Below are 21,669 nucleotides of genomic sequence, written 5' to 3' on the forward strand. Positions count from 1 at the left end.
ATATCTCGCGCGATCCGACCAGAGGCTCGAGGGTGCGGCGCCCCGCGACACCCGAGCGTACTCGCGTCGTCGTGCGCGGCGGGTCAGCGGCTCCGGCTGCGGTCACCGAACGGCTTGTGCCGATCGGCGACGAGGTAGCCGATGCCGACCATGAGGAGCAGAGCGAAGACGAAGGCGATCGATCCCACGATCTCGACGGGGGGCGCCGTGGCCGGGTCGAGAAACGGGTACGGATAATTGCTCGGTTCGGGCGCGAAACCGGTGAAACGGGGATCGAAGAACGCCCCTCGGATCATCGTGTACGCGAGCCACAGCACCGGCCAGACGAGGAAGGCGAGGTCGCCGCGCCGGAAACCCTGCCGCGGTTCCACGAGGAAGAAACCGATGAGTGTCAGCAGCGGCGAGGCGTGATGGAACACCTGGTTGTAGACCGCAGCGAGTCCGGTCAGGTGCACCGACCGCGCGAGGAAGAGCACGTAGACGATGCCCGTGACGGTGATGCCGGCCAGTGCCGCCAGGCGGAGAAGTCGCCACCATGTCGATCCCGAGGGTCGTGGGCGTACGCACATGAGGGCGGAGGTGACGAGGACCAACACGTTCGACTGGATCGTGAAGTAGCTGAAGGTGTTCGCGAGACTGCGTCCCTCGGATGCCGTCAGGATGCACTGGGCGATGAGGGTCACGGCGAGCCCGACCGCCATGAGGCCGAAGAAGATACGGACGACCCGCTGCCGGCGCGCACTCACGGGCGGCAGGGCATCGACGGGGGAGGGGCGGCCGCTCACCCGCTTCATGGTAGAGCTCCTCTCACAGGTCGTCACCGGCATACGCTATTCGGACGAGCGGTGCGGGTGCCTGAGGTCGTCGTGACGGGCCGGCGCACCGCCCGTGCGTCACAGCACGATGTCGTCGACCCCCTGCAGCTCCCGCGCGACGACGGGACGCAGCCCGCGCCGCACGAACGTGTCGGCCGCGGCGAGCGGGCCGACGTCGAGACCCGCCTCGGCGGCGATGTCGGCGATCGGCGACTGGAAGGTGCGGAACGCGCCCAGGCGCGAGACGGTCAGCCCCTGACGAGTGTCGACCAGGTCGGTCTGGTCGAGCACGAATCCGGCCGCCGCGAGCGCGTCGCCCTCGCGCCAAGCGGCGATCTTCCAGAACCGCAGGGGCACGCGGATGCCGCGGTACGGCGGATCGGCCTCGTCGAGCACCGGAGCGGTGAACACCGCGATGCGCTGGTCGGTCGTCTCGGCATAGGCGAGCACGTGGTCCTCCAGCCCGCGCCAGAGGTCTTTGGATTGGTTGAAGCCAGCGGCCTGCGGGGCGGCGTTCGTGTAGAAGAACGTCGCCTCGGTGGCATCCCGAGCCTCTGACGCGGAGCCCCAGCCCGGATCGCGCCGGCGCACGAGGTGACCGCGATCGAGGTCGTTGCGGCTGTAGACCTCGGGCCCGGCCTGGGCGTCGTCGTCGACACGCGGGTCGAGGCGCCACTCGCCGGTGCGGGGCTGGTCGCGCAGGCTCGCTCCGTCGATCACGACACCGGTGACGGCGGCGAAGCGCCGCTCTTCGTCGAGCAGCACCGAGAACCGCGGGTAGTCGAGCCGGGTCGTGGGGCGCTCGTGCGCGGGAAGGGGGAGGGGGATGCCGAGGAAGTCGGAGTCGTAGCCGTCGCTCATGCGTCCATCGTGCCCGGGACCTCCGACATCGCGACAGACTGACGAGATGGAACAGCACGTGAAGACGAGGTCCGACGCGCCCGCCGGCTTCTTCGCCGTCGAAGCAGCCGGCTTGCGGTGGTTGGCAGAGGCCCGGGGAGCGCGTGTGGCCCGGGTCGCCGGCGTGGCCGACGACCGCATCGCGCTCGAGCGCGTCCCGGAAGGGCCCCCGACCGAGGCTGCTGCCGACGCCTTCGGTGCGGCGCTCGCCGCGACGCACGCGGCCGGCGCCGACGCGTTCGGCTCACCGCCGCCCCGCTGGCACGGTGACATCTTCATCGGCCGGCGGTCGCAGCCCGCCCGTCCGATAGCCACCTGGGGTTCGTTCTACGCCGCCCAGCGCGTCGAGCCGTTCCTTCCCATCGCCGTCGCCGCCGGCAACCTGTCGGCATCCGGTGCCGAGGTCGTCCGACGGGCGTGCGCCGTGATCGCCGACGGTGCGTTCGACGACGACGAACCGCCCGCCCGCCTGCACGGCGACCTGTGGGCGGGGAACGTGTTGTGGTCGCACGACGGCGTCGTGCTCATCGACCCCGCGGCGCACGGCGGACATCGCGAGACCGACCTCGCGATGCTCGCGCTGTTCGGGTGCCCGTTCCTCGAACGCATCCTCGCCGCCTACGACCGCGCCCGGCCGCTCAGGAAGGGATGGCGCGACCGCGAGCCGCTTCATCAGCTGCACCCGCTCGCGGTGCATGCGGCGGGCCACGGCCCTTCGTACGGACGCGCGCTCGTGAGCGCCGCCGAGCGGACGCTCGCACTGGTGTGAGCGCCGGAGTCGCGGCATCCGTTCCTCCCGCTCGTCGGCGGGTGCGCCGGTGCACGACGCAGGAGATCGAGCGTCACGGGCGTCCCCGCGCCCCGCACGACGCGGAGAGGCCGGCGGACATCCTGCGTCGTGTCCGGTGACGGCCCGCGCGCCGCCGCCGGGTCACTCACCCCCGCGCCGCCGCCCGCCGTCTCGCCCGCCGCGCGAGCACGAGGTCGATGCCCACGCCGATGCCGACCGCCACGACGATCGACACGATGACCGCGACCACCGGCCCGCCCGGGACGACCGCGGCCACGATCGCCCCGATCACGGCCTGATACGCCGCCCAGGCCAGCGCCGCCAGCGCTGCGACGCCGAGGTAGCGCCCGGGATCCACACGCGCCGCGCCGGCGGCGAGGTTCACCGCGAGCCGGGCGAACGGCACGAACCGCGCCGTGAACAACACGACGGCGGCGTTGCGCTCGAGCCGGGCCCGCGCCCACTCCAGGGCGGCGCCGACACGCGGGCCCCGCATCCACGCCCAGCGTTCGACGCCGACCGTGCGCCCGACGAGGTAGCAGCACGCGTCGCCCGCGAAGGCCGCGGCGGCGGCGACGACGACGACGGATGCCAGCGGGAACGTCGCATGGGACACCGCGAGCGCACCGAACGCGGTCACCGCCGCCTCGCCCGGGACGACGACGAGGAACGCGTCCGCGAACACCAGCGCAGCCATGCCGACCAGGGCCCACGGGCTCGCCGCGATCGCCTGCAGCCACGCGTCGACACCGTCCATCCGGTCACTCTCCGCCTCGGATCGAGACGCCCGGCCGACCGAGCGGTGACGACCGGCGGAGCATCCGGTGAACATCGCGAACGTCGCGCGAGAAGCCCGGCGATGCGTCCCACCCTGGTCTCGTGAGAGTCGCGCTGCTGGCCGAATCCTTCCTCCCGCACATGAACGGGGTCACCGGTTCCGTTCTCCACGTCCTGCGCCATCTGGCGGAGGCGGGCCATGAGACGCTCGTCATCGCCCCGAAGGCGGGCGACGTCACCGCCGACCTGCACGGCGCGCGTGCCGAGCTGCTGCGCTCCGTGCCGCTGCCGTCGTACCCCGAGGTGCGCGTGGTCTTCGCCCGCGCAGCACGCCTGGGCGCGCTGCTGCGCGACTTCGATCCCGACGTCGTGCACCTGGCATCCCCGTTCGTGCTCGGATGGCAGGGGCTCGCGGCCGCCGACGCCCTGAAGATCCCCTCGGTCGCGATCTACCAGACCGACGTCGTCGCCTACGCGCAGAAATACGGGGTGCCCCACGCCACCGCGCTGGTGGCCGGTCATGTCGCGCGGCTCCACCGTCGGGCGACCCTCACCCTCGCTCCCTCGTCGGCCTCGACACGGCAGCTCGAGGGCCTCGGCGTGGACCGCATCCGCCGGTGGGGCAGGGGAGTGGATGCCGTGCGCTTCGCCCCCGAACACCGCGACGCCGCCTGGCGGGACGCGGTGGCTCCGGGAGGAGAACGCATCGTCGGCTACGTCGGACGCCTCGCGCCCGAGAAGCAGGTCGACGATCTACGGGCGCTCGCCGACCTGCCCGGCACCCGGCTGGTCATCGTGGGCGACGGGCCCTCCCGCCCGGCGCTCGAAAGGGCGTTCCCGGATGCCGTGTTCACCGGCCACCTGTCGGGTGCCGCGCTGGCGCAGGCCCTGGCGGGGTTCGACGTGTTCGTGCACCCGGGCGAGAGCGAGACGTTCGGACAGACGATCCAGGAGGCGCTCGCCAGCGGCGTCCCCGTCGTCGCCACGGGCGTCGGCGGCCCCCTCGACCTCGTGCGCTCCAGCGTCGACGGGTGGCTCTACCGGCCCGGCGACCTCGACGACCTCCGCGCCCGCGTCGCCGACCTCGTGGGCGATGACGCCAAACGCCGGGCGTTCGCCCGCGCGGCGCGCAATGGGGTGCAGGGCCGCACGTGGGAAGCCCTCACCTGCGACCTCGTCGGACACTACGAGGATGCCGTCGCGCTCCGCCGCATCGACGACAGCCTTCTACGGCGCGGAGGCCCCCGTCCGGCCGCGCCCGCGGCATCCCGTGCCCGGGGGCGGTGGACGCGCTACGTCGCGCTCGGCGACTCGCTCACCGAGGGTCTCTGCGACGCGTCGCGCATGCCGGCGGGACAGTTCCGCGGCTGGGCCGACCGCCTGGCCGAGCTGTTGGCGCACACGAGCGATGCAGGCCCGTTCCGCTACGCCAACCTGGCCGTGCGCAGTCGCCGGGTGCGTCACGTGATCGACGAGCAGATCCCCGACGCCCTCGCGCTCGAGCCCGATCTCGTGTCGATCCTCATCGGCGCCAACGATCTGCTCGCACCGACCGTGGTCATGCCGGCCCTCGTCGCCGAGGTCGAGTCGGCGGTGCGCGCCGTGCGGCGCACCGGCGCGGACGTGCTGCTCGTGACGACGTTCCTGCCGCGGCGCCCCGCCGCCCGCCTGCTGGCGCGGCGCTTCGCGACGTACAACGTGCACCTGCGCCGCATCGCCCACGAGCAGGGGGCGATCCTGCTCGACCTCGAGGCGGTCGCCGACCTGGGTGAGCTGCCGCTGTGGGCCGACGATCTCGTGCATCTGCGGTCGTCGGGGCACCGCCTGATCGCCTACCGGGCCGCGGAGGCGCTGGGGGTGCCCGACGCCCGCGCGCTCCTCGATCTCGACGAGGCGCTGCACGCCGACACCGACGAGGCACCGCGGGGTACCTGGCTCACCCGCGACGCTCTGCCCTGGGTGTGGCGCCGCGTGCGCGGGCGGACCGCCGGCGACGGCATCCGGGCGAAGCACGCCGGGTACGTCGAACTGCCGACGCGCGGCGATCGGCAGCGCGCGCGCACGACCTGACGCGGGTCGGACCGTCCCGCCACCTGGCTGCGGAGGACCCTGAGCCCGTCGAAGGGTCCGGGGACGTCGGGACCCGGTGGCTTCGACGGGCTCAGCCACCTCACGAACGGCGTCGACGAGCTCGGCGGCTCAGTACCAGCCGGTCTGCTCGGAATGGTTCCACGCACCGCAGGGGTTCCCGTACCGTGCGTCGATGTACGACAGGCCCCACGAGATCTGCGTCGCGCCGTTGGTGCGCCAGTCGAGTCCCGCGGACGCCATCTTCTCGCCCGGCAGCGCCTGGGGGATGCCGTACGCGCCGCTCCAGGGATTCTGCGCCTGCACGCGCCACCCCGACTCGCGGTTCCACAGCGAATTGAGGCACGAGAACTGGTCGTCGCCCCAGCCGTAGCCGCGCATCTGCACACGGGCCTCGGCGCGCGCCTCGTCGGGCGTCATGATCGCGGTCGTCGGGGGAGGGTTCGTCGTGCCGCCGCCTCCGGAGCCGCCGCCGGTGTCACCGCTACCCGATCCGCTCCCGCCGGACCCGGTGCCAGAGCCCGATCCGCTCCCGCCGGACCCTGTCCCGCCGGACCCGCCGCTCGCCCCCGACCCGCCGCTCGACCCGGACCCACCCGAGCTCGACCCGCCCCCGCCCGCCGACCCGCTTCCGGCGTTCGCGCCACCGGAGGTGCCGCCGCGGCCCGCTCCGACGGAACCGCCACCGGTCGCGCCACCGGGCGCCGCGGCATCCTGCTGCGCCTTCTCCCGCTCGCGGGCCGCTTTCTCCGCCGCGGCCGTCGTGGCCCGCAGCGCCGCGAGCTGGGCGTAGAGATCGTCGAGGCGCGCCTGCGCCGCGGCGACGCTGTCCGCCTCGGCATCCGCCTCGCCCTGTGCCGCATCAGCGGCCGCGCGCGCGTCGTCCGCGAGTCGCGCGGCCTCCACTCGCGCCGCGTCGGCCTGGGTGCTGAGCGATGCGGCGACGTCGGCGGCGCTTCGCGCCTGACCCGCCGTCTGAGCCGTGACGGTCGCGACGCGGTCGAGGATGCCGAGGCGCTCGAGGAGCGAATCGGGATCGGCGTCGGTGAGCAGCTGCGCGACCAGCGGTCCGCCGCCGACGGTGCGGTACAGGCGCGCCGCGCTCGCCCCCGCCCGCTCGATCTTCGCGGACGAGTCCGAGGCGGCCGCGGCGCTCTGCGCGGCGAGGGCGTCGGCACGCGCTGCCGTCGAATCGGCCAGAGCGCGGGTGCGCTCCGCGGTCGCCGACGCGTCCAGGGCACGGCGCGAGGCCTGCGCCGCCGTGGCCTCTGCGGCATCCAACTGCTGCTTCACCTGGGCGACGGCCGATTCGTCGACGGCCGCCCGCGGAGTCACCGCCCGCGGGGAGAGGGCCTCGGCGCTCGCCGGAGCGGGCAGCAGCGCCGCCACCATCACGACGCACGCGAAGAGGGTGTGACCGGTGCGACGGATGGGACCCATGAGGTCACGGTAGAGCACGAGTCCCCTCCGCGCCCAGCCCGGAGGGGCTTGCGCTGATAGGGTGGAACGGAATGCCGTCTTGGCATCCGCTCAACTACATATGAGCTCACGGAGCAGGCCGGCAGACGCTGGTCCCCTGTGGTGGACTCCCCGTCGCGATCGCCGGGTGGTTTTCTACTGGTGGCCAGTCGCCGGGATTTCCGGGCCGACACGTCGGCGCGCCCTTTCTGCCTGTTCCTGCTCCTTCGCATGTCAGCTCGCCTCTCACACGGGGCGGCGAGCCTAAACAAAGAAGGAGGGACCTCTTGGAAGGTCCAGAAATCACCGCCGCCGAAGCCGTTCTCGACAACGGCCGGTTCGGTACCCGCACCATCCGTTTCGAGACCGGACGCCTCGCCCAGCAGGCCCAGGGCGCCGTCGCCGCCTACCTCGACGAAGAGACCATGCTCCTGTCGGCCACCAGCGCCGGCAAGCACCCGCGTGAAGGCTTCGACTTCTTCCCGCTGACCGTCGACGTCGAAGAGCGTTCGTACGCCGCGGGCAAGATCCCCGGCTCGTTCTTCCGCCGTGAGGGTCGCCCCTCGACCGAGGCCATCCTCGTGTGCCGTCTCATCGACCGCCCGCTGCGTCCGTCGTTCGTCGACGGCCTGCGCAACGAGGTGCAGATCGTCGTCACCGTGCTCTCGATCGCGCCGGGCGAGTTCTACGACGCCCTCGCCATCAACGCGGCATCCATGTCGACCCAGATCTCGGGCCTGCCGTTCTCGGGCCCCATCGCGGGTGTGCGCCTGGCGCTCATCCCCGGCCAGGGCGAGCACGCCGACCAGTGGGTCGCGTTCCCCACCGTCACGCAGCTCGAAGACGCCGTCTTCGACCTGATCGTCGCGGGCCGCGTGCTCGACGACGGCGACGTCGCCATCATGATGGTGGAGGCCGAGGCCACCGAGGGCAGCTGGAACATGATCAAGGGCGGTGCGACCAAGCCCAACGAGCAGGTCGTCGCCGAGGGTCTCGAGGCCGCCAAGCCGTTCCTGCGCCAGCTCGTCGACGCGCAGAACGAGGTCGCTCGCACCGCGTCGAAGGAGATCCAGTCGTACCCGGTCTTCCCGGCCTACAGCCAGCAGACCTACGACTTCGTGGCGGGTCGCGCCTACGACCGTCTGGTGCCGGTGTACCAGATCGCCGACAAGCAGGAGCGCCAGAACGCCGACGACGAGGTCAAGACCTCGGTCAAGGAGCAGCTGCTCGCCGCCGTCGAGTCGGGCGAACTGCCCGCCGTCGCGACGCTCGAGTTCGCCGCCGCCTACAAGTCGGTCACCAAGACGATCGTGCGCGGTCGCATCCTCTCCGAGGGCGTGCGCATGGACGGCCGCGGTCTCGCCGACATCCGTCCGCTCGACGCCGAGGTGCAGGTCATCCCGCGCGTCCACGGCTCGGCGATCTTCCAGCGCGGCGAGACCCAGATCCTGGGCGTCACCACGCTGAACATGCTCAAGATGGAGCAGCAGATCGACTCGCTCTCGCCCATCACGAGCAAGCGCTACCTGCACCACTACAACTTCCCGCCGTACTCGACCGGTGAGACCGGCCGCGTGGGCAGCCCGAAGCGTCGCGAGATCGGCCACGGCTTCCTCGCCGAGCGCGCGCTGGTTCCGGTGCTTCCCAGCCGCGAGGAGTTCCCCTACGCGATCCGCCAGGTGTCCGAGGCTCTCGGCTCCAACGGCTCGACGTCGATGGGCTCGGTCTGCGCCTCGACCCTGTCGCTGCTGAACGCGGGTGTGCCCCTTCGCGCCCCCGTCGCCGGTATCGCCATGGGCCTGGTGACCGACGAGGTCGACGGCCAGACGCGCTACGCCGCGCTGACCGACATCCTCGGCGCCGAAGACGCCCTCGGCGACATGGACTTCAAGGTCGCCGGTACCTCGGAGTTCATCACCGCGATCCAGCTCGACACCAAGCTCGACGGCATCCCGTCGTCGGTGCTGGCCGCCGCCCTCACCCAGGCCAAGGAGGCTCGCCTCACGATCCTCAACGTCCTGAACGCCGCGATCGACGCGCCCGACGAGATGGCGCCCACCGCGCCCCGCGTCATCAGCGTGCAGATCCCGGTCGACAAGATCGGTGAGCTCATCGGCCCCAAGGGCAAGACGATCAACGCCATCCAGGACGAGACCGGCGCGCAGATCTCCATCGAGGAGGACGGCACCGTCTACATCGGCGCGACCGACGGCCCCTCGGCCGAGGCCGCCCGTGCGCAGGTCAATGCGATCGCCAACCCGACCAACCCCGAGGTGGGCGAGCAGTTCCTCGGAACCGTCGTCAAGATCGCGACCTTCGGCGCGTTCGTCTCGCTCCTGCCCGGCAAGGACGGCCTGCTGCACGTCAGCGAGGTGCGCAAGCTCGCCGGTGGCAAGCGCGTCGAGAACGTCGAAGACGTGCTCTCGGTCGGCAAGAAGCTCCTCGTGCGCATCACGAAGATCGACGACCGCGGCAAGCTGTCGCTCGAGCCCGTGATCGACGACGAGGTCACGACGCCCGAGCCCGCCGACACGCAGAGCTCGGCCGCCGCGAGCGAGGGCCCCGAGGCTCCCGCCGAAGGCTGATCCTCACGTCACCGGATGCCCGTCCCGCCTCGTGCGGGGCGGGCATCCGTCGTGTGACGGATGTGACGCCTGGTGCCGATGCGACTGCGCCGCGCGCAAGCGTTATCCAATGTTTATCGCCGAGCCGGGTGAAAGGTCAGCGGCCTGCGGGTGAGCGCCTAACCTCGAAGTACGTCGGGGGGCGTGCTGATACGGCGTGGGTCGTACCGTCGCCCGACACGGGGAGGATCCCATGAGCGGCTCGGGCGTCGAGAAGACGGCCACGCCGCGCCTGCGCCGCGACCGGGCGCCCCACCCCTCCGCGCCGATCACCCTGCAGGGGCCGGGCCTCGGCTCGCACGTGCGGGTCCCGCTCGGCGAGACGGGTTTCGAGGTCTTTCCGCTCTTCCTCGGTGGCGGCGAGTTCGGCTGGAACGTCGACGCCCGTGCGAGCCACGACATCCTCGACGCGTACGCCGAACTCGGGGGCAACGCCCTGCACACCGCCGACAGCTACGCCGCCGGTCGCAGCGAGTTCATCATCGGCGAATGGCTGCGCACGCGGCGCATGCGCGACGAGGCCGTGCTCACCGTGCGCGTCGGCGGCCACCCCGACCACCCGGGTCTCGATTCCGTCAACCTCGTGCGCGCCGTCGAGGCCTCTCTCACGCGTCTCGGCACCGACCGCATCGACGTTCTCTCGCTCGACGCCGCGCGGGGCGACCGCGGGATGCTCGAGGACACTCTGGCCACCAGCGAGTGGTTGGTGGAGTCGGGCAAGGTCCGCGCGATCGGCGCGCACGGCTACACCGCGGCGCAATTGGTCGAGGCCCGCATCCTCTCATCGGCGGGGTATCCGCGCATCACCGTGCTCGACGTGCCGTACAACGTGCTGAGGCGCACGGAGTTCGAGGGCGACGTGCGCCTGATCGCCTCCGCCCAGAACATGGCCGTCACCCCATCGCACCCCCTCTCGCACGGCTTCCTCGCCGGTGAGACGCGCACGCGCGGGCAATCGTCGCAGTCGGTGCGCGGAACGCAGGTCGCCGCGCAGCTGAACCGTCGCGGTTCGCGGGTGCTGCGCGCGCTCGACGCCGTGGGCAACGAACTCGGGATCCCGGATGCCGCGGTGGCGGTGGCCTGGCTGCTCGCTCAGAAGATCGTGACGGCCCCCATCGTCAACGCGTTCGCGCCGCGCCACGTCGTGGAGTGCATGCGCGCCGTCGGTGTGCGTCTCAGTCGCGCCCAGCTCTCGGATATCGCGCGCGCCGCCGAGTGACCGCCCTGCCGTCGGGGTGTGACGTAGGCTGGAAGGACCGGCCGGGGGGCGGCAGATCGACGACGGAGTGAGCTGACGTGACGCACTACATCTACCTGGTGCGCCACGGCGAGCATCAGGATGCCGAGCACGGACTCACCGACGGGCCCCTCTCTCCGCGCGGGCAACGGCAGGCAGCACTTCTCGCCGACCGCCTCTCGGGGCTTCCCCTCGACGCCGTGTGGCATTCGCCCCTCGAGCGCGCCGCCCAGACGGCGCGCGCGGTCGCCGATCGACTGCCGTCGGTCTCGCCGGAGTCGTCGGCGCTGCTGTTCGACTGCGTTCCCACGGGCATGACCCCCGAGACGCCCGCGGCGTACGAACCGTTCTTCGGGTCGGTGACCGAGGCGGAGATCGACGCGGGCCGCGCGCAGATGGCGGACGCCACGGCGGAATTCCTCGCCCGTAAGGCCGGCGAGACGCACGAGCTCATCATCACGCACAACTTCGTGATCTCGTGGTTCGTGCGCGAGGTGCTCCAGGCCCCCGACTGGCGCTGGATGACGATCAACCAGGCCTACTGCGGACTCACCGTCATCGCGCAGAAGAAGGGCCGCCCCTGGACGCTGCTGTCGCACAACGACCTCGCCCACCTGCCGGTGGAGCTGCGCACGGGGCTGGTGGATCCGCTTCCGGTCTGACACCGCCGTGCTGCACCGTCGGCACCGCCCAGGCGGAGTGTCGCGGCGCGTCTGTGGACAACGCCCGGCCGCGGTGTCCGCCGCCGCCTAGGCTGGAACGCATGACGACACGCGTGGCCATCGTGGGCGGAACCGGCAAGCTCGGCCGGGTGATCCGCGAGGTGATCGAGGCAGAAGAGGCGTACGAGGTCGCCGCGGTGCTGGGCTCGCGGTCCGACCTCGCCGAGCTCGAGGGCGCCGACCTCGTCGTCGACGCCTCGACGCCGGCCGTTTCGATCGACGTCGTGCGCGCGGCGATCGAGCGCGGCATCAACGTGCTCGTCGGCACGTCGGGGTGGTCGAACGAGCGGATCGCGCTCGTGCGTCCCCTGGTGGATGCCAGCGGCACCGGCGTCGTGTTCATCCCCAACTTCTCGCTCGGCTCCGTGATCGGCAGCGCGCTGGCGGCCGCCGCGGCACCGTTCTTCCCCTCGATCGAGATCATCGAGGCGCACCGCGAGACCAAGATCGATTCGCCCAGCGGCACCGCCGTCCGCACGGCCGAGCTGATCGCGGCCGCCCGCGCCGACGTCGGACCTGTCGAGTCGCCCCACGTCGACCAGCGCGCGCGGGGTCAGCGTGTGGCATCCGTTCCGATCCACTCGCTGCGGCGCCCGGGCGTCGTGGCGCGGCAGGAGACGATCCTCTCGGGAGCCGGGGAGTCGCTGACCATCGCGCACGACACCATCGATCCGGCGACGGCCTACGCGCCCGGCATCCGCATCGCCCTCGCGGCGGCCCGCGACGCGCGGGGCGTCGCGATCGGCCTCGACAGCTTCATCGACATCGGCGTGCGCACGCGTCCCGCCGAGCCGGAGGCACCCGTCGCCGACGGCGACGTGTCGGGCCAGGTGGCCGGCGCCACCAGCGCATGAGGGTGCGCGTCGCCGTCGCGATCATGACGGTGCTGTTGCTGCTCTACGTCGTGCTGGCCGGCCAGCGCGCGCTCGTGCTGCTCACCAGCGCCGAACCCGTCGCGATCGCGATGGGCGTCGCGCTCCTCGTGCTGCCGCTGCTGGCGCTCTGGGCCATCGGACGCGAGCTGTGGTTCGGCGTCCGCGCGCAGCAGCTCGGCGACCGACTGGACGCCGAGGGCGGACTGCCCGACGACGACCTCCCCGTGCGACCCAGCGGCCGCATCGAACGCGAGGACGGCGACGCGCTGTTCCCGAAGTACCGGGCCGACGTCGAGGCGCATCCCGACGACTGGCGTGCGCGGTATCGTCTCGCGCTCGCCTACGACGCGGCCGGCGACCGGAGGCGGGCACGTTCCGCCGTCCGCACGGCGATCCGGCTCGAGGGCGCGGAGCGTCGGGCGGGCTGAGACGAGCCTCTGCGTGCGGCGTCGCTAGGCGGCGTCGCGGGCGGGAACGGCGGATGCCACGGCGTCCTCGACCGTGCGGTGCCGGAAGGTGAAGCCACTCTTCTCGAGCACGGCCGGCCGCACGTCGGCATCCGACGTCAGCAGGGCTTCCGTCGCGTCCGCGCCGAGCGCGAGCTTGACGCCCCACACCGGTGCGCGCAGCACGTACGGGCGGTTCATGCGCCGCGCGAGCGCGAAGCCGAGGTCGTTCGCCGTGGCGCGGGTCGGTCCGGTGAGATTCACGGGGCCGTCGAGGTCGGAGTCGATGACGTGTCGGATGGCGCGCACCTCGTCGTCGAGGGTGATCCACGGCCAGACCTGCGTACCGCGTCCGATGGGTCCGGAGACGCCGAGCTTCGTCAGCAGCAGGAGGGGCTTGAGCACGCCCCGCTCGTGGACGACCGGCGCGGTGCGCAGCAGCGCGACGCGCGCACGGTCGCCGGCGGCGCGGGCCTCGCGCTCCCAGTCGACGCAGATGTCGACGAGGAAGCCCTCGCCGCGCGGAGATTGCTCGGTGAGCACGGCGCCGGGCTGCGAGCCGTAGTAGCCGGTGGCGCTGGCGTTGATGAGCGCGGGAGCATCATCACCCAGCGCGCGGATCGCCGTCGCCAGGGTGCGGGTCGGCGTGATGCGCGACCAGAGCAGCGTGCTCTTGTAGGAGGGCGTCCAGGGGAAACGGCCGATGGAGGCGCCGTTCAGGCAGACGACCGCATCGGCGCCCGCGAGCACGTCGGGGTCGAGAGGTGCCGCATCTTGCAACCACTGCACCTCGTGCGCGCCGTTCGGCGCGTGGCGGACGAGTGAGGTGACCTCGACGCCATCGCCGCGTAGCGAGTCGACGAGGGCGGAGCCGATGAGGCCCGACGCGCCGGCGATGACGACGCGTCGGGCGGGAGTCTCAGGCAAGCGTCGCCTCGAGGGTGATCTCGATGCCCGCGAGCGCCTGCGACACGGGGCAGTTGGCCTTGGCGTCGGCGGCGATCTTCTGGAAGGTCTCGTCGTCGAGGCCGGGCACGACGGCGTTGACGTTCAGGTGGCTGCCGGTGATGCCGGTGCCGGGCTTGAACGTGATCGACGCGGTCGTGTCGACCGACTCGGGCGCCGTGCCGTTGTCGGCGAGGGCGTTCGACAGCGCCATGCTGAAACAGGCCGAGTGCGCGCCGGCGAGCAGCTCTTCGGGCGTGGTGACCGAGCTCGAGCCCTCGCTGCGGGCCTTCCAGTTCACGTCGAACGTGCCGATGCCCGACGAGGTGAAGGTGACCTCACCCGATCCCTCGAACAGGCTGCCCTTCCAGGCGGTGGCGGCTTCGCTCGTGACGGCCATGGGAACCTCCGTGGTGTCTGCGCGGCCGGGGCGACCGCGACGTGGTGCGCACGGTCCGGGTGACCGCGACCCGGCCAGCCTAGTGAGGGCGTCGGACACCGCCCGGGTCTTGACAGCCCCCGTCGGCCCGTCCCCTCAGGCGGCGGCCGGACCCCGTCGCCCCACCAGCCCGGCGCGTTGCAGGAGCAGGTAGAGCTGGCATCCGAGGCACAGGCCGAAGGCGGCGTTGAGGAAGGCCGCGACGAACGCCATCGCGGCGGCGGTGGGAAGTGCCCAGGGAACCCCGGCCACGTGAAGCAGCAGACCCACCGCCGTCACGAACAGCCCGACTCCCTGGGCGAACCGCGGCGGGCGGGGGTCTTCGAACTCGGTGGGCGGCGCGAGACGCGGCTGCACGACACGGCGGTAGAGCACGCTCCACGGCGCCGTCCGCGGTGAGGCGACGCCCCAGACGAAGAGCAGAGCCACGGCCAGGAGCACGAGGAACCCCGGGTCGGCGATCCGCTCTGCCACCGAAGCCTGCTGCACGGCCCAGGGCGAGGGGGCGAACGAGGCACCCGACAGGGGCTGATAGGCGAAGAACCCCTGCGTGGCGCGCGGAGAGAGGCCGAGCAGGCTCAGCAACGTCGCCACGAGCAGCAGGGCTGCGGTGAGGGATGCCGCGAAGCGCGGGCCGCGGGCATCGATTCGTGTGTTCTCAGGCACGGGTGTCCTCCTTCTGCAACGTGTCGAGTTCGCGCTCCACCGCCGCGCGGTCGAGCGTCCCGCCGAAGCGGGTGCGGATCACCCCGCGCCGGTCGAGGACGAGGGTCGTGGGTGTCTGCAGCACGCGGAAGTGCTGGGCGAGGTCGGGGCGATGGGTGAGGTCGACATCGAGGTGGTGCACGCCGTCGCGGGAGCCGGCCACCTCCGACAGCACCCGACGCACCCCGGGGCAGCGCGAGCACATCTGGGTGCTGAACTGCACGAGAGTCGCCTCCGCGCCCCAGCGGGCCGTCCCGAGCAGGTCGGGGTCGACGACCTCGGCGGAGTCGACGCTGCGGGCACGTCCCTGGCGAGCGCGCAGCACGAGCCCCGCCGCCGTCGTCAGCACGACGAGGAGCCCGACCGCCAGAAGAGCGAAGGTCACATCCACGACCGACAACGCTAATCCGGCGACGGCGGTGACAGGGCCGATGAGTCGTCGCGTGACGCCGCGGTCCGCTGCTCCGCCGGGCTCTCGGCATCCGTCCTCCCCAGAGCGCGCCCGCGCGCCGGCCTCCACCGACCTCGTCCGCGACACCCGGCCGCAAGCGCTCCGGCGGTATCGTGAGGGCCGTGACCGTCGAGATCCCCACCCCCTACGAAGACCTCCTCCGCGACGTGCTCGAGACGGGCGTGCACAAGTCCGACCGCACCGGAACGGGCACCACGAGCGTCTTCGGGCGGCAGATCCGCTTCGACCTGGCCGCGGGCTTCCCGCTCATCACGACGAAGCGCGTGCACATGAAGTCGATCGCCTACGAGCTGCTGTGGTTCCTGCGGGGCGAGTCCAACGTGGGCTGGCTGCAGGAGAACGGCGTGTCGATCTGGGACGAGTGGGCGGACGCCGACGGCGAGCTCGGTCCCGTCTACGGGGTGCAGTGGCGCTCGTGGCCGACCGCCGACGGCGGCACCATCGACCAGATCGCGCAGGTGATCGAGCAGATCCGGCGCGACCCCGACTCGCGTCGCCTGATCGTCTCGGCGTGGAACCCCGCCGACATCCCCGACATGGCGCTCGCCCCCTGTCACGCGCTGTTCCAGTTCTACGTCGCCGACGGCAGACTGTCGTGCCAGCTCTACCAGCGCAGTGCCGACATGTTCCTCGGCGTGCCCTTCAACATCGCCTCCTACGCGCTCCTGACCCTGATGGTCGCGCAGCAGACGGGGCTCGAACCCGGGGAGTTCGTCTGGACGGGCGGCGACTGCCACGTCTACGACAACCACCGCGAGCAGGTGCAGCAGCAACTCTCCCGCGAGGCGTACCCGTATCCGACGCTGCGTTTCGCCCGGAAGCCCGAGTCGATCTTCGACTACACCTACGACGACATCGTCGTCGAGGACTACCAGCACCACCCCGCCATCCGCGGAGCCGTCGCGGTATGACCACCGTCGGACTCGTCTGGGCGCAGGCCCACGACGGCGTGATCGGCGCCGATGGGGGGATGCCGTGGCACGTGCCCGAAGACCTCGCGCACTTCCGCGCGGTCACCGGATCGTCCGACGTCATCATGGGCCGTCGCACGTGGGAGTCGCTTCCCCCGCGGTTCCGGCCTCTGCCGGGGCGACGCAACATCGTCGTGACGCGCTCGCCCGACTGGTCGGCCGACGGCGCCGAACGAGCGCCGTCGCTCGATGACGCCCTCGCCCTGGCCGACGGCGATGAGGTGTGGGTCATCGGCGGCGGTCGCCTCTACGCCGAGGCCATCGAGCGAGCCGATGTGATCGAGCTGACCCGCCTCGACGTCGCCGTCGCCGGTGACACCTTCGCCCCCGCGATCGACGGCTGGGGTCTCGAGGCCACCGACGGCTGGCACACCTCGTCGAGCGGCATCCGGTACCGCTTCGAGACGTACCGGCGGCCGGGGCACTGAGATGGCGACCGCGCTGATCACGGGCGCCAGCTCCGGCCTCGGCGCCGAGTTCGCCCGCCAGCTCGCCGCCCGCGGGGCCGACCTCGTCGTCGTCGCGCGTGATCGCGGCGCGCTCGAAGCGCTCGCGGCCGACGTGGGCCGTCGTCACCGGGTAGGGGTGGAGGTGCTCGTCGCCGACCTGCTCGACCCCGAGGCGCTCGCCCGCGTCGAGGCCCGTCTCGCCGAGGGCGTCGACGTGCTCGTGAACAACGCCGGCTTCGGCCTCGACCTCGCGTTCGCCGACAATCCGATCGACGCCGAGGTGCGCCACCTGCGCCTGCACGTCGAGGCCGCGTTGCGCCTGACCCACGCCGCGCTCGGTCCGATGCTGGCGCGGGGGAGCGGGCGCGTCGTCAACGTCGCCTCGGTCGCGGGCTTCGTGCCGCGTGGCACGTACGGCGCCGCGAAGGGGTGGCTGATCTCGTTCAGCCGATGGGCGAACGTGGTCTACCGCTCGCGCGGCGTGACCGTGACCGCCGTCTGCCCCGGGTTCGTGCACACGAACTTCCACGAGCGGCTCGGCCTCGCCCCCGGTGCGGAGGGCGTCGCGCCGGGACTGTGGCTCGACGCGTCGACCGTCGTGCGCCAGGGTCTGCGGGCCGCCGCGCGCGGGCGGTCGGTCAGCGTGCCGTCCTGGCGCTACAAGCTGCTCGTCGCCGGGTCGCGTCTGCTCCCCGACCGCGTCGTCGTGCGCGCGGCCGCGCGGGGACGCTGAGTCCGGCCGACACGCGGGACCTACCGGAAACGCCCCAGCCGAATGCCCGCGAACGCCAGCGCCGCGATCGTCTCCCCGTCGGTGATCTCCCCGTCCGCGATGAGGTCCAGCGCACCGGCGAACGGCACCCAGCGCACCGCGTCGATGCCCTCCTCGTGCTGCGAGGCCGTGGCATCCGTGATCGTCAGATCCCGCGCGAGGAACACGTCCTCCGGCGCATCGGCGATGCCGTTCAAGGCGTTCATGCGTCCGAGATGGTGCCACGTGGATGCCGTGATGCCGGCCTCCTCGAGCAGCTCGCGCTGGGCGGCCACCAGCGGATCCTCGCCGTCGGAGCCGCCCGCGGGCACCTCGATCGAGCGCCCGGTCGTGTAGCGGTCGAGCTCGACGAGGCACACGCGTTCGCGGTCGTCGAGGGCGATGACGAACACCGCCGGATGCTGCATGCGCACGACGCCGTAGATCCCGTCGCCGTGCGGGCCGGTGACGTCGTCTTCGCGCACGTGGATCCACCGGTTCTCGTACACGGTGCGCGATGCGCGGGTGCTCCAGGCCATGCCGCCCACCCTAGGCGGCACCGCGGTCACGGATTGTTCATCCCCCGCGTGCGAACCGCCGGGGGAGGGGGCCGCCGACCCGATAACCTGGGAGCATGACGCACTCCGGCAATCCCTTCGGTCAGGTGCTCGTCGCGCTCATCACCCCGATGACCGCCGACGGCGAAGTCGATTGGCCCGCCACCGAGAAGCACATCGACGACGTCATCACCGCCGGCGCCGACGGCATCGTCGTCACCGGCACCACGGGTGAGACCTCCACCCTCACCGACCCTGAGAAGCTCCGCCTCGTCGAGGTCGGCAAGAGCGTCTCGGCCGGTCGCGCCAAGATCATCACGGGCGGCGGCTCGAACGAGACCGCGCATGCCATCGAGCTCTACAAGGCCAGCGAGAAGGCCGGCGCCGACGGCATCATGATCGTCACGCCGTACTACAACAAGCCCACGCAGGCCGGCATCCTGACGCACTTCCGTCTCGTCGCCGACGCGACCGACCTGCCGGTGATCCTGTACGACATCCCCGGCCGTACCGGTGTGCCGATCAAGTACGAGACGATCCTGCGCCTGGCGAAGCACCCCAACATCCTCGCGATCAAAGACGCCAAGGGCGACTTCAGCGAGGTCAGCCGCGTGCTCAACCAGACCGACCTGATGTACTTCTCGGGCGATGACGCCAACGTGCTGCCGCACCTGTCGATCGGCGCCTCGGGTCTGATCGGCGTGACCGCGAACATCGCGGCCGCTCCGTATCGCACGATCGTCGATGCCGTGAATGCCGGCGACCTGGCCTCGGCCACCGCCGCGCACAAGGGCCTCGAGCCGCTCGTGCGCGCCGTCATGACCCACGTCCCGGGTACCGTCGCGGCGAAGTACATCCTGCACGGCCTCGGCCGCATCGGCAGCCCGCGCGTGCGTCTGCCCCTGGTCGGCCCCGAAGAGTGGGAGGCCGCCGTGATCGAAGACGAACTGGCCCTCGTGAAGAACGTGGCCGGCGCAGACTTCTCCAACTTCCGGCCCGACCGCAACGCGGCCGCCGGCGGTGCCCTGCCGAAGGTGCACGGCACCACGCGATAGACATCGGAGTCCGCCGCTCCGCGGCTCGGGACGCAATATAGAGGGGTGCCGCGAGGCGGCATCCGAAACGAAGGGATGCCACGCGGTGGCATCCGAGGAGGCACATATGCCCACGACCGTTTACGATCCCCCCGCGCTCGCCCCCGGAACCCTGCGCGTCATCCCGCTCGGCGGCCTCGGCGAGGTGGGCCGCAACATGACGGTGTTCGAGTACGAGGGCAAACTGCTCGTCGTCGACTGCGGCGTGCTGTTCCCCGAGGAGCACCAGCCCGGCGTCGACCTGATCCTGCCCGACTTCGAGCCGATCAGGCACCGCCTCGACGACATCGTCGGTGTCGTGCTCACGCACGGCCACGAAGACCACATCGGCGCGGTCCCCTACCTGCTGAAGCTGAAGGGCGACATCCCCCTCATCGGATCGGGCCTGACGCTCGCGCTCATCGAGGCGAAGCTCAAAGAGCACCGGATCCGGCCGTACACGCTGACGGTCGAAGAGGGGCAGCGCGAGAAGGTCGGCCCGTTCGACCTCGAGTTCGTCGCGGTGAACCACTCCATCCCCGACGCGCTCGCCGTCGCGATCCGCACGCCCGCGGGTCTCGTGCTGGCCACCGGCGACTTCAAGATGGACCAGCTTCCGCTCGACGGCCGCATCACCGACCTGCGGGCCTTCGCTCGGCTCGGCGAAGAGGGCGTCGACCTGTTCCTCGTCGACTCGACCAACGCGGACGTCCCGGGCTTCACGCCGACCGAGCGCGGCATCGGTCCCGTGCTCGACCAGGTCATCGCCCGCGCTCCGCGCCGGGTCGTGGTCGCGAGCTTCTCGAGCCACGTGCACCGCGTGCAGCAGGTGCTTGACGCCGCCCACGCCAACGGCCGCCGCGTGGCGTTGCTCGGCCGCAGCATGGTGCGCAACATGGGCATCGCCGCCGACCTCGGTTACCTCAACGTGCCCGAGGGCGTGCTCATCGACTACAAGAAGGCGCGCGACCTCCCCGACAACCAGATCGTCTACATGTCGACCGGGTCTCAGGGCGAGCCCATGGCCGTGCTCAGCCGCATGGCCAACCTCGACCACGCGATCGAGCCGGGCGAAGGCGACACCATCATCCTGGCATCCAGCCAGATCCCCGGGAACGAGAACGCGATCTACCGGGTGATCGACGGACTGACGAAGCTCGGCGCGACCGTCGTGCACAAGGGCAACGCCAAGGTGCACGTCTCGGGGCACGCCGCCGCGGGCGAGCTGCTGTACTGCTACAACATCCTCAAGCCCAAGAACGTGCTCCCCGTGCACGGCGAGTACCGCCACCTCATGGCGAACGCCAAGCTCGCGCGCGAGACCGGCATCCCCGAAGAGAACACGATCCTCGGCGAGAACGGCACCGTCGTCGATCTGCGCGACGGCGTCGCCTCGGTCGTGGGGCAGGTCGACATCGGCTTCGTCTACGTCGACGGCTCGTCGGTGGGCGAGATCACGGATGCCGATCTGAAAGACCGTCGCATCCTCGGCGAGGAGGGCTTCATCTCGGTCATCGTGGTCGTCGATTCGGCAACCGGCAAGATCGTCTCCGGTCCCGAGATCCACGCCCGCGGCGTCGCCGAGGACGACAGGGTCTTCGACAGCGTCAAGCCCAAGATCGCCGCAGCCCTGGCCGAGGCGGCGAAGTCGGGCGTCCGCGACAACCACGCGCTCTCGCAGGTCGTGCGTCGAACGATCGGCCGCTGGGTGAATCAGTCTCTGCGTCGTCGGCCCATGATCGTGCCGATGGTCATCGAGGCCTGATCGATACGACGCGCCGTGGGAACGCTCCGCGGCGCGTCGTCGTTTCGGCCCCGAAGGTCTCCGTACGGATGCCGGCGGGGGCCGCCGAGAGGAGCCCGGACCCACGCCCGGTGGGGCCGCCGCGACGTCCCGGTACGGCCGCCCGGCGGTGATCCGACGAAGCGGTCCGCCCCTGGCCCATCGTCGTGCCGGCTCGCGGCGCTCCGGTGCTTCAGCTCGACCGTGCCGTCGCGAGGCGCGTCGGCGGCGAGGCGGGGAGCCCATCGTTCTCGCGCGGGCCCGCGCAGTCGCTATCATGCGGGCATGCCCGCTCTCCCGATCCGCGCGGCGCTCCGGTCCGACGGTGTCTTCCTCGCCGACATGGCCGCCGAAGCCGCCAATTGGCGCGCCGGTGCGGCGCGTCCGCGGCACGAGATCATCAGCAGCCCCGACTACCGGCGGTACATCGCCGGGTGGATGCGACCCGGTGACGCGGGGTTCGTCGCCGAGGCGCCCGGCGCTGAGCCGGTGGGGGCCGCCTGGTATCGCATGCTGCCCCGTGACGAGCCCGGGTTCGGCTGGGTGGGCACCGGCGTCCCCGAACTCATCATCGGCGTGAGGCCGGTGTGGCGCGCCCACGGCGTCGGACGAGCGTTGCTCCGGCGACTGGCCGACCACGCGCGCGGTGAAGGGTACGCCCGCCTCAGCCTCAGCGTCGAGCGCGACAACTACGCGGTCTCGCTCTATCGCTCCGAGGGTTTCGCGGTCGTGCGCCGGGGCATCGGGCGCGACGTCATGGTCAAGCGGCTGGGCTGAACCCCGCGTCGGTGC

General features: G+C 71.7%; 22 protein-coding genes. 13 read left to right on the top strand and 9 right to left on the bottom strand.

Annotation, left to right across the window (positions count from 1 at the left end; genetic code table 11):
* Nucleotides 1–83: 83 nt before the first annotated feature.
* Entirely contained in the window at nt 84–794 is a 711-nt protein-coding gene (locus AS029_RS09090) for a Pr6Pr family membrane protein (protein WP_058232269.1), read from the bottom strand.
* Between the two features lie 99 nt (nt 795–893).
* A complete protein-coding gene (locus AS029_RS09095) occupies nt 894–1,676 on the bottom strand; it encodes a DNA/RNA non-specific endonuclease (RefSeq protein ID WP_058232270.1) in 783 nt (260 codons plus the stop codon).
* Between the two features lie 46 nt (nt 1,677–1,722).
* On the opposite strand from AS029_RS09095, the gene AS029_RS09100 reads away from it, so the two are divergent.
* Nucleotides 1,723–2,484 carry a fructosamine kinase family protein gene (locus AS029_RS09100; protein ID WP_058232271.1) on the top strand — a complete coding sequence of 254 codons (762 nt, stop codon included), beginning with the start codon at nt 1,723–1,725 and terminating at the stop codon, nt 2,482–2,484.
* Nucleotides 2,485–2,650: 166 nt separating this feature from the next.
* Here AS029_RS09100 and AS029_RS09105 read toward each other — a convergent pair whose 3' ends face one another.
* Nucleotides 2,651–3,262, bottom strand: a complete 612-nt coding sequence (locus AS029_RS09105) for a DedA family protein (protein ID WP_058232272.1) — start codon at nt 3,260–3,262, stop codon at nt 2,651–2,653.
* 122 nt (nt 3,263–3,384) lie between these two features.
* Between AS029_RS09105 and AS029_RS18030 the strand changes: the two genes are divergently transcribed.
* The gene (locus tag AS029_RS18030; RefSeq protein ID WP_058232273.1) at nt 3,385–5,352 is read left to right on the top strand and encodes a GDSL-type esterase/lipase family protein; all 1,968 of its coding nucleotides are present in this window, start codon (nt 3,385–3,387) and stop codon (nt 5,350–5,352) included.
* Nucleotides 5,353–5,481: 129 nt separating this feature from the next.
* Here AS029_RS18030 and AS029_RS17895 read toward each other — a convergent pair whose 3' ends face one another.
* Nucleotides 5,482–6,810: an aggregation-promoting factor C-terminal-like domain-containing protein gene (locus AS029_RS17895; protein ID WP_175456646.1), complete on the bottom strand. Its 1,329-nt coding sequence runs from the start codon at nt 6,808–6,810 to the stop codon at nt 5,482–5,484.
* Nucleotides 6,811–7,115: 305 nt separating this feature from the next.
* On the opposite strand from AS029_RS17895, the gene AS029_RS09120 reads away from it, so the two are divergent.
* The 5 genes from AS029_RS09120 (at nt 7,116) to AS029_RS09140 (ending at nt 12,714) form a co-directional block, all read left to right on the top strand.
* Complete coding sequence (locus AS029_RS09120; protein ID WP_058232274.1) at nt 7,116–9,413, top strand: polyribonucleotide nucleotidyltransferase; 2,298 nt, start codon at nt 7,116–7,118, stop codon at nt 9,411–9,413.
* A gap of 232 nt (nt 9,414–9,645) precedes the next feature.
* Nucleotides 9,646–10,671, top strand: coding sequence for an aldo/keto reductase (locus tag AS029_RS09125; RefSeq protein ID WP_058232275.1), 1,026 nt, complete (start codon nt 9,646–9,648; stop codon nt 10,669–10,671).
* A 77-nt stretch (nt 10,672–10,748) separates the two neighbouring features.
* Nucleotides 10,749–11,351, top strand: a complete 603-nt coding sequence (locus tag AS029_RS09130) for a histidine phosphatase family protein (protein WP_058232276.1) — start codon at nt 10,749–10,751, stop codon at nt 11,349–11,351.
* 101 nt (nt 11,352–11,452) lie between these two features.
* Entirely contained in the window at nt 11,453–12,265 is an 813-nt protein-coding gene (gene dapB, locus AS029_RS09135; RefSeq protein WP_058232277.1) for a 4-hydroxy-tetrahydrodipicolinate reductase, read from the top strand.
* Nucleotides 12,262–12,714: a hypothetical protein gene (locus AS029_RS09140; RefSeq protein WP_058232278.1), complete on the top strand. Its 453-nt coding sequence runs from the start codon at nt 12,262–12,264 to the stop codon at nt 12,712–12,714. Before dapB ends, AS029_RS09140 begins: the two co-directional genes overlap by 4 nt.
* Nucleotides 12,715–12,738: 24 nt before the next feature.
* Here the strand turns inward: AS029_RS09140 and AS029_RS09145 are convergent, their stop codons facing one another.
* The 4 genes from AS029_RS09145 to AS029_RS09160 form a co-directional block, all read right to left on the bottom strand.
* Nucleotides 12,739–13,659: a TIGR01777 family oxidoreductase gene (locus AS029_RS09145; RefSeq protein ID WP_058232279.1), complete on the bottom strand. Its 921-nt coding sequence runs from the start codon at nt 13,657–13,659 to the stop codon at nt 12,739–12,741.
* Nucleotides 13,652–14,077, bottom strand: a complete 426-nt coding sequence (locus tag AS029_RS09150) for an OsmC family peroxiredoxin (protein WP_058232280.1) — start codon at nt 14,075–14,077, stop codon at nt 13,652–13,654. The genes AS029_RS09145 and AS029_RS09150 overlap by 8 nt, the downstream gene beginning before the upstream one ends.
* 135 nt (nt 14,078–14,212) lie before the next feature.
* Entirely contained in the window at nt 14,213–14,782 is a 570-nt protein-coding gene (locus tag AS029_RS09155; RefSeq protein WP_058232281.1) for a DUF4395 domain-containing protein, read from the bottom strand.
* Nucleotides 14,775–15,212 (bottom strand): thioredoxin family protein, encoded by a 438-nt coding sequence (locus AS029_RS09160; protein ID WP_058232478.1) that lies wholly within the window; start codon nt 15,210–15,212, stop codon nt 14,775–14,777. The genes AS029_RS09155 and AS029_RS09160 overlap by 8 nt, the downstream gene beginning before the upstream one ends.
* A 182-nt stretch (nt 15,213–15,394) precedes the next feature.
* On the opposite strand from AS029_RS09160, the gene AS029_RS09165 reads away from it, so the two are divergent.
* The 3 genes from AS029_RS09165 to AS029_RS09175 are packed head-to-tail and all read left to right on the top strand — an operon-like array spanning nt 15,395 to nt 17,446.
* The gene (locus AS029_RS09165) at nt 15,395–16,204 is read left to right on the top strand and encodes a thymidylate synthase (protein ID WP_058232282.1); all 810 of its coding nucleotides are present in this window, start codon (nt 15,395–15,397) and stop codon (nt 16,202–16,204) included.
* Complete coding sequence (locus AS029_RS09170) at nt 16,201–16,692, top strand: dihydrofolate reductase (protein ID WP_058232283.1); 492 nt, start codon at nt 16,201–16,203, stop codon at nt 16,690–16,692. The genes AS029_RS09165 and AS029_RS09170 overlap by 4 nt, the downstream gene beginning before the upstream one ends.
* Nucleotide 16,693: 1 nt before the next feature.
* Entirely contained in the window at nt 16,694–17,446 is a 753-nt protein-coding gene (locus AS029_RS09175) for an SDR family NAD(P)-dependent oxidoreductase (protein WP_058232284.1), read from the top strand.
* A 20-nt stretch (nt 17,447–17,466) separates the two neighbouring features.
* Here AS029_RS09175 and AS029_RS09180 read toward each other — a convergent pair whose 3' ends face one another.
* Complete coding sequence (locus AS029_RS09180; RefSeq protein WP_058232285.1) at nt 17,467–18,003, bottom strand: NUDIX domain-containing protein; 537 nt, start codon at nt 18,001–18,003, stop codon at nt 17,467–17,469.
* Nucleotides 18,004–18,098: 95 nt separating this feature from the next.
* Between AS029_RS09180 and dapA the strand changes: the two genes are divergently transcribed.
* From dapA to AS029_RS09195, 3 genes are all read left to right on the top strand, one after another.
* The gene (dapA, locus tag AS029_RS09185) at nt 18,099–19,076 is read left to right on the top strand and encodes a 4-hydroxy-tetrahydrodipicolinate synthase (protein ID WP_058232286.1); all 978 of its coding nucleotides are present in this window, start codon (nt 18,099–18,101) and stop codon (nt 19,074–19,076) included.
* A gap of 106 nt (nt 19,077–19,182) precedes the next feature.
* Entirely contained in the window at nt 19,183–20,859 is a 1,677-nt protein-coding gene (locus AS029_RS09190; RefSeq protein WP_058232287.1) for a ribonuclease J, read from the top strand.
* 303 nt (nt 20,860–21,162) lie between these two features.
* Complete coding sequence (locus AS029_RS09195; RefSeq protein ID WP_058232288.1) at nt 21,163–21,654, top strand: GNAT family N-acetyltransferase; 492 nt, start codon at nt 21,163–21,165, stop codon at nt 21,652–21,654.
* Nucleotides 21,655–21,669 lie beyond the last annotated feature (15 nt).

Source organism: Microbacterium enclense (genome assembly GCF_001456955.1).
GTDB classification, from domain to species: domain Bacteria; phylum Actinomycetota; class Actinomycetes; order Actinomycetales; family Microbacteriaceae; genus Microbacterium; species Microbacterium enclense.

What these genes read in the sequence shown, in the direction of transcription:
- AS029_RS09095 (WP_058232270.1), bottom strand. Translation starts at nt 1,676, where the DNA reads ATGAGCGACGGCTACGACTCCGACTTCCTCGGCATCCCCCTCCCCCTT.
- AS029_RS09105 (WP_058232272.1), bottom strand. Translation starts at nt 3,262, where the DNA reads ATGGACGGTGTCGACGCGTGGCTGCAGGCGATCGCGGCGAGCCCGTGG.
- AS029_RS09090 (WP_058232269.1), bottom strand. Translation starts at nt 794, where the DNA reads ATGAAGCGGGTGAGCGGCCGCCCCTCCCCCGTCGATGCCCTGCCGCCC.
- AS029_RS09140 (WP_058232278.1), top strand. Translation starts at nt 12,262, where the DNA reads ATGAGGGTGCGCGTCGCCGTCGCGATCATGACGGTGCTGTTGCTGCTC.
- dapA (WP_058232286.1), top strand. Translation starts at nt 18,099, where the DNA reads ATGACGCACTCCGGCAATCCCTTCGGTCAGGTGCTCGTCGCGCTCATC.
- AS029_RS09180 (WP_058232285.1), bottom strand. Translation starts at nt 18,003, where the DNA reads ATGGCCTGGAGCACCCGCGCATCGCGCACCGTGTACGAGAACCGGTGG.
- AS029_RS09100 (WP_058232271.1), top strand. Translation starts at nt 1,723, where the DNA reads ATGGAACAGCACGTGAAGACGAGGTCCGACGCGCCCGCCGGCTTCTTC.
- AS029_RS09175 (WP_058232284.1), top strand. Translation starts at nt 16,694, where the DNA reads ATGGCGACCGCGCTGATCACGGGCGCCAGCTCCGGCCTCGGCGCCGAG.
- AS029_RS09150 (WP_058232280.1), bottom strand. Translation starts at nt 14,077, where the DNA reads ATGGCCGTCACGAGCGAAGCCGCCACCGCCTGGAAGGGCAGCCTGTTC.
- dapB (WP_058232277.1), top strand. Translation starts at nt 11,453, where the DNA reads ATGACGACACGCGTGGCCATCGTGGGCGGAACCGGCAAGCTCGGCCGG.
- AS029_RS09170 (WP_058232283.1), top strand. Translation starts at nt 16,201, where the DNA reads ATGACCACCGTCGGACTCGTCTGGGCGCAGGCCCACGACGGCGTGATC.
- AS029_RS17895 (WP_175456646.1), bottom strand. Translation starts at nt 6,810, where the DNA reads ATGGGTCCCATCCGTCGCACCGGTCACACCCTCTTCGCGTGCGTCGTG.
- AS029_RS09125 (WP_058232275.1), top strand. Translation starts at nt 9,646, where the DNA reads ATGAGCGGCTCGGGCGTCGAGAAGACGGCCACGCCGCGCCTGCGCCGC.
- AS029_RS09195 (WP_058232288.1), top strand. Translation starts at nt 21,163, where the DNA reads ATGCCCGCTCTCCCGATCCGCGCGGCGCTCCGGTCCGACGGTGTCTTC.
- AS029_RS09190 (WP_058232287.1), top strand. Translation starts at nt 19,183, where the DNA reads ATGCCCACGACCGTTTACGATCCCCCCGCGCTCGCCCCCGGAACCCTG.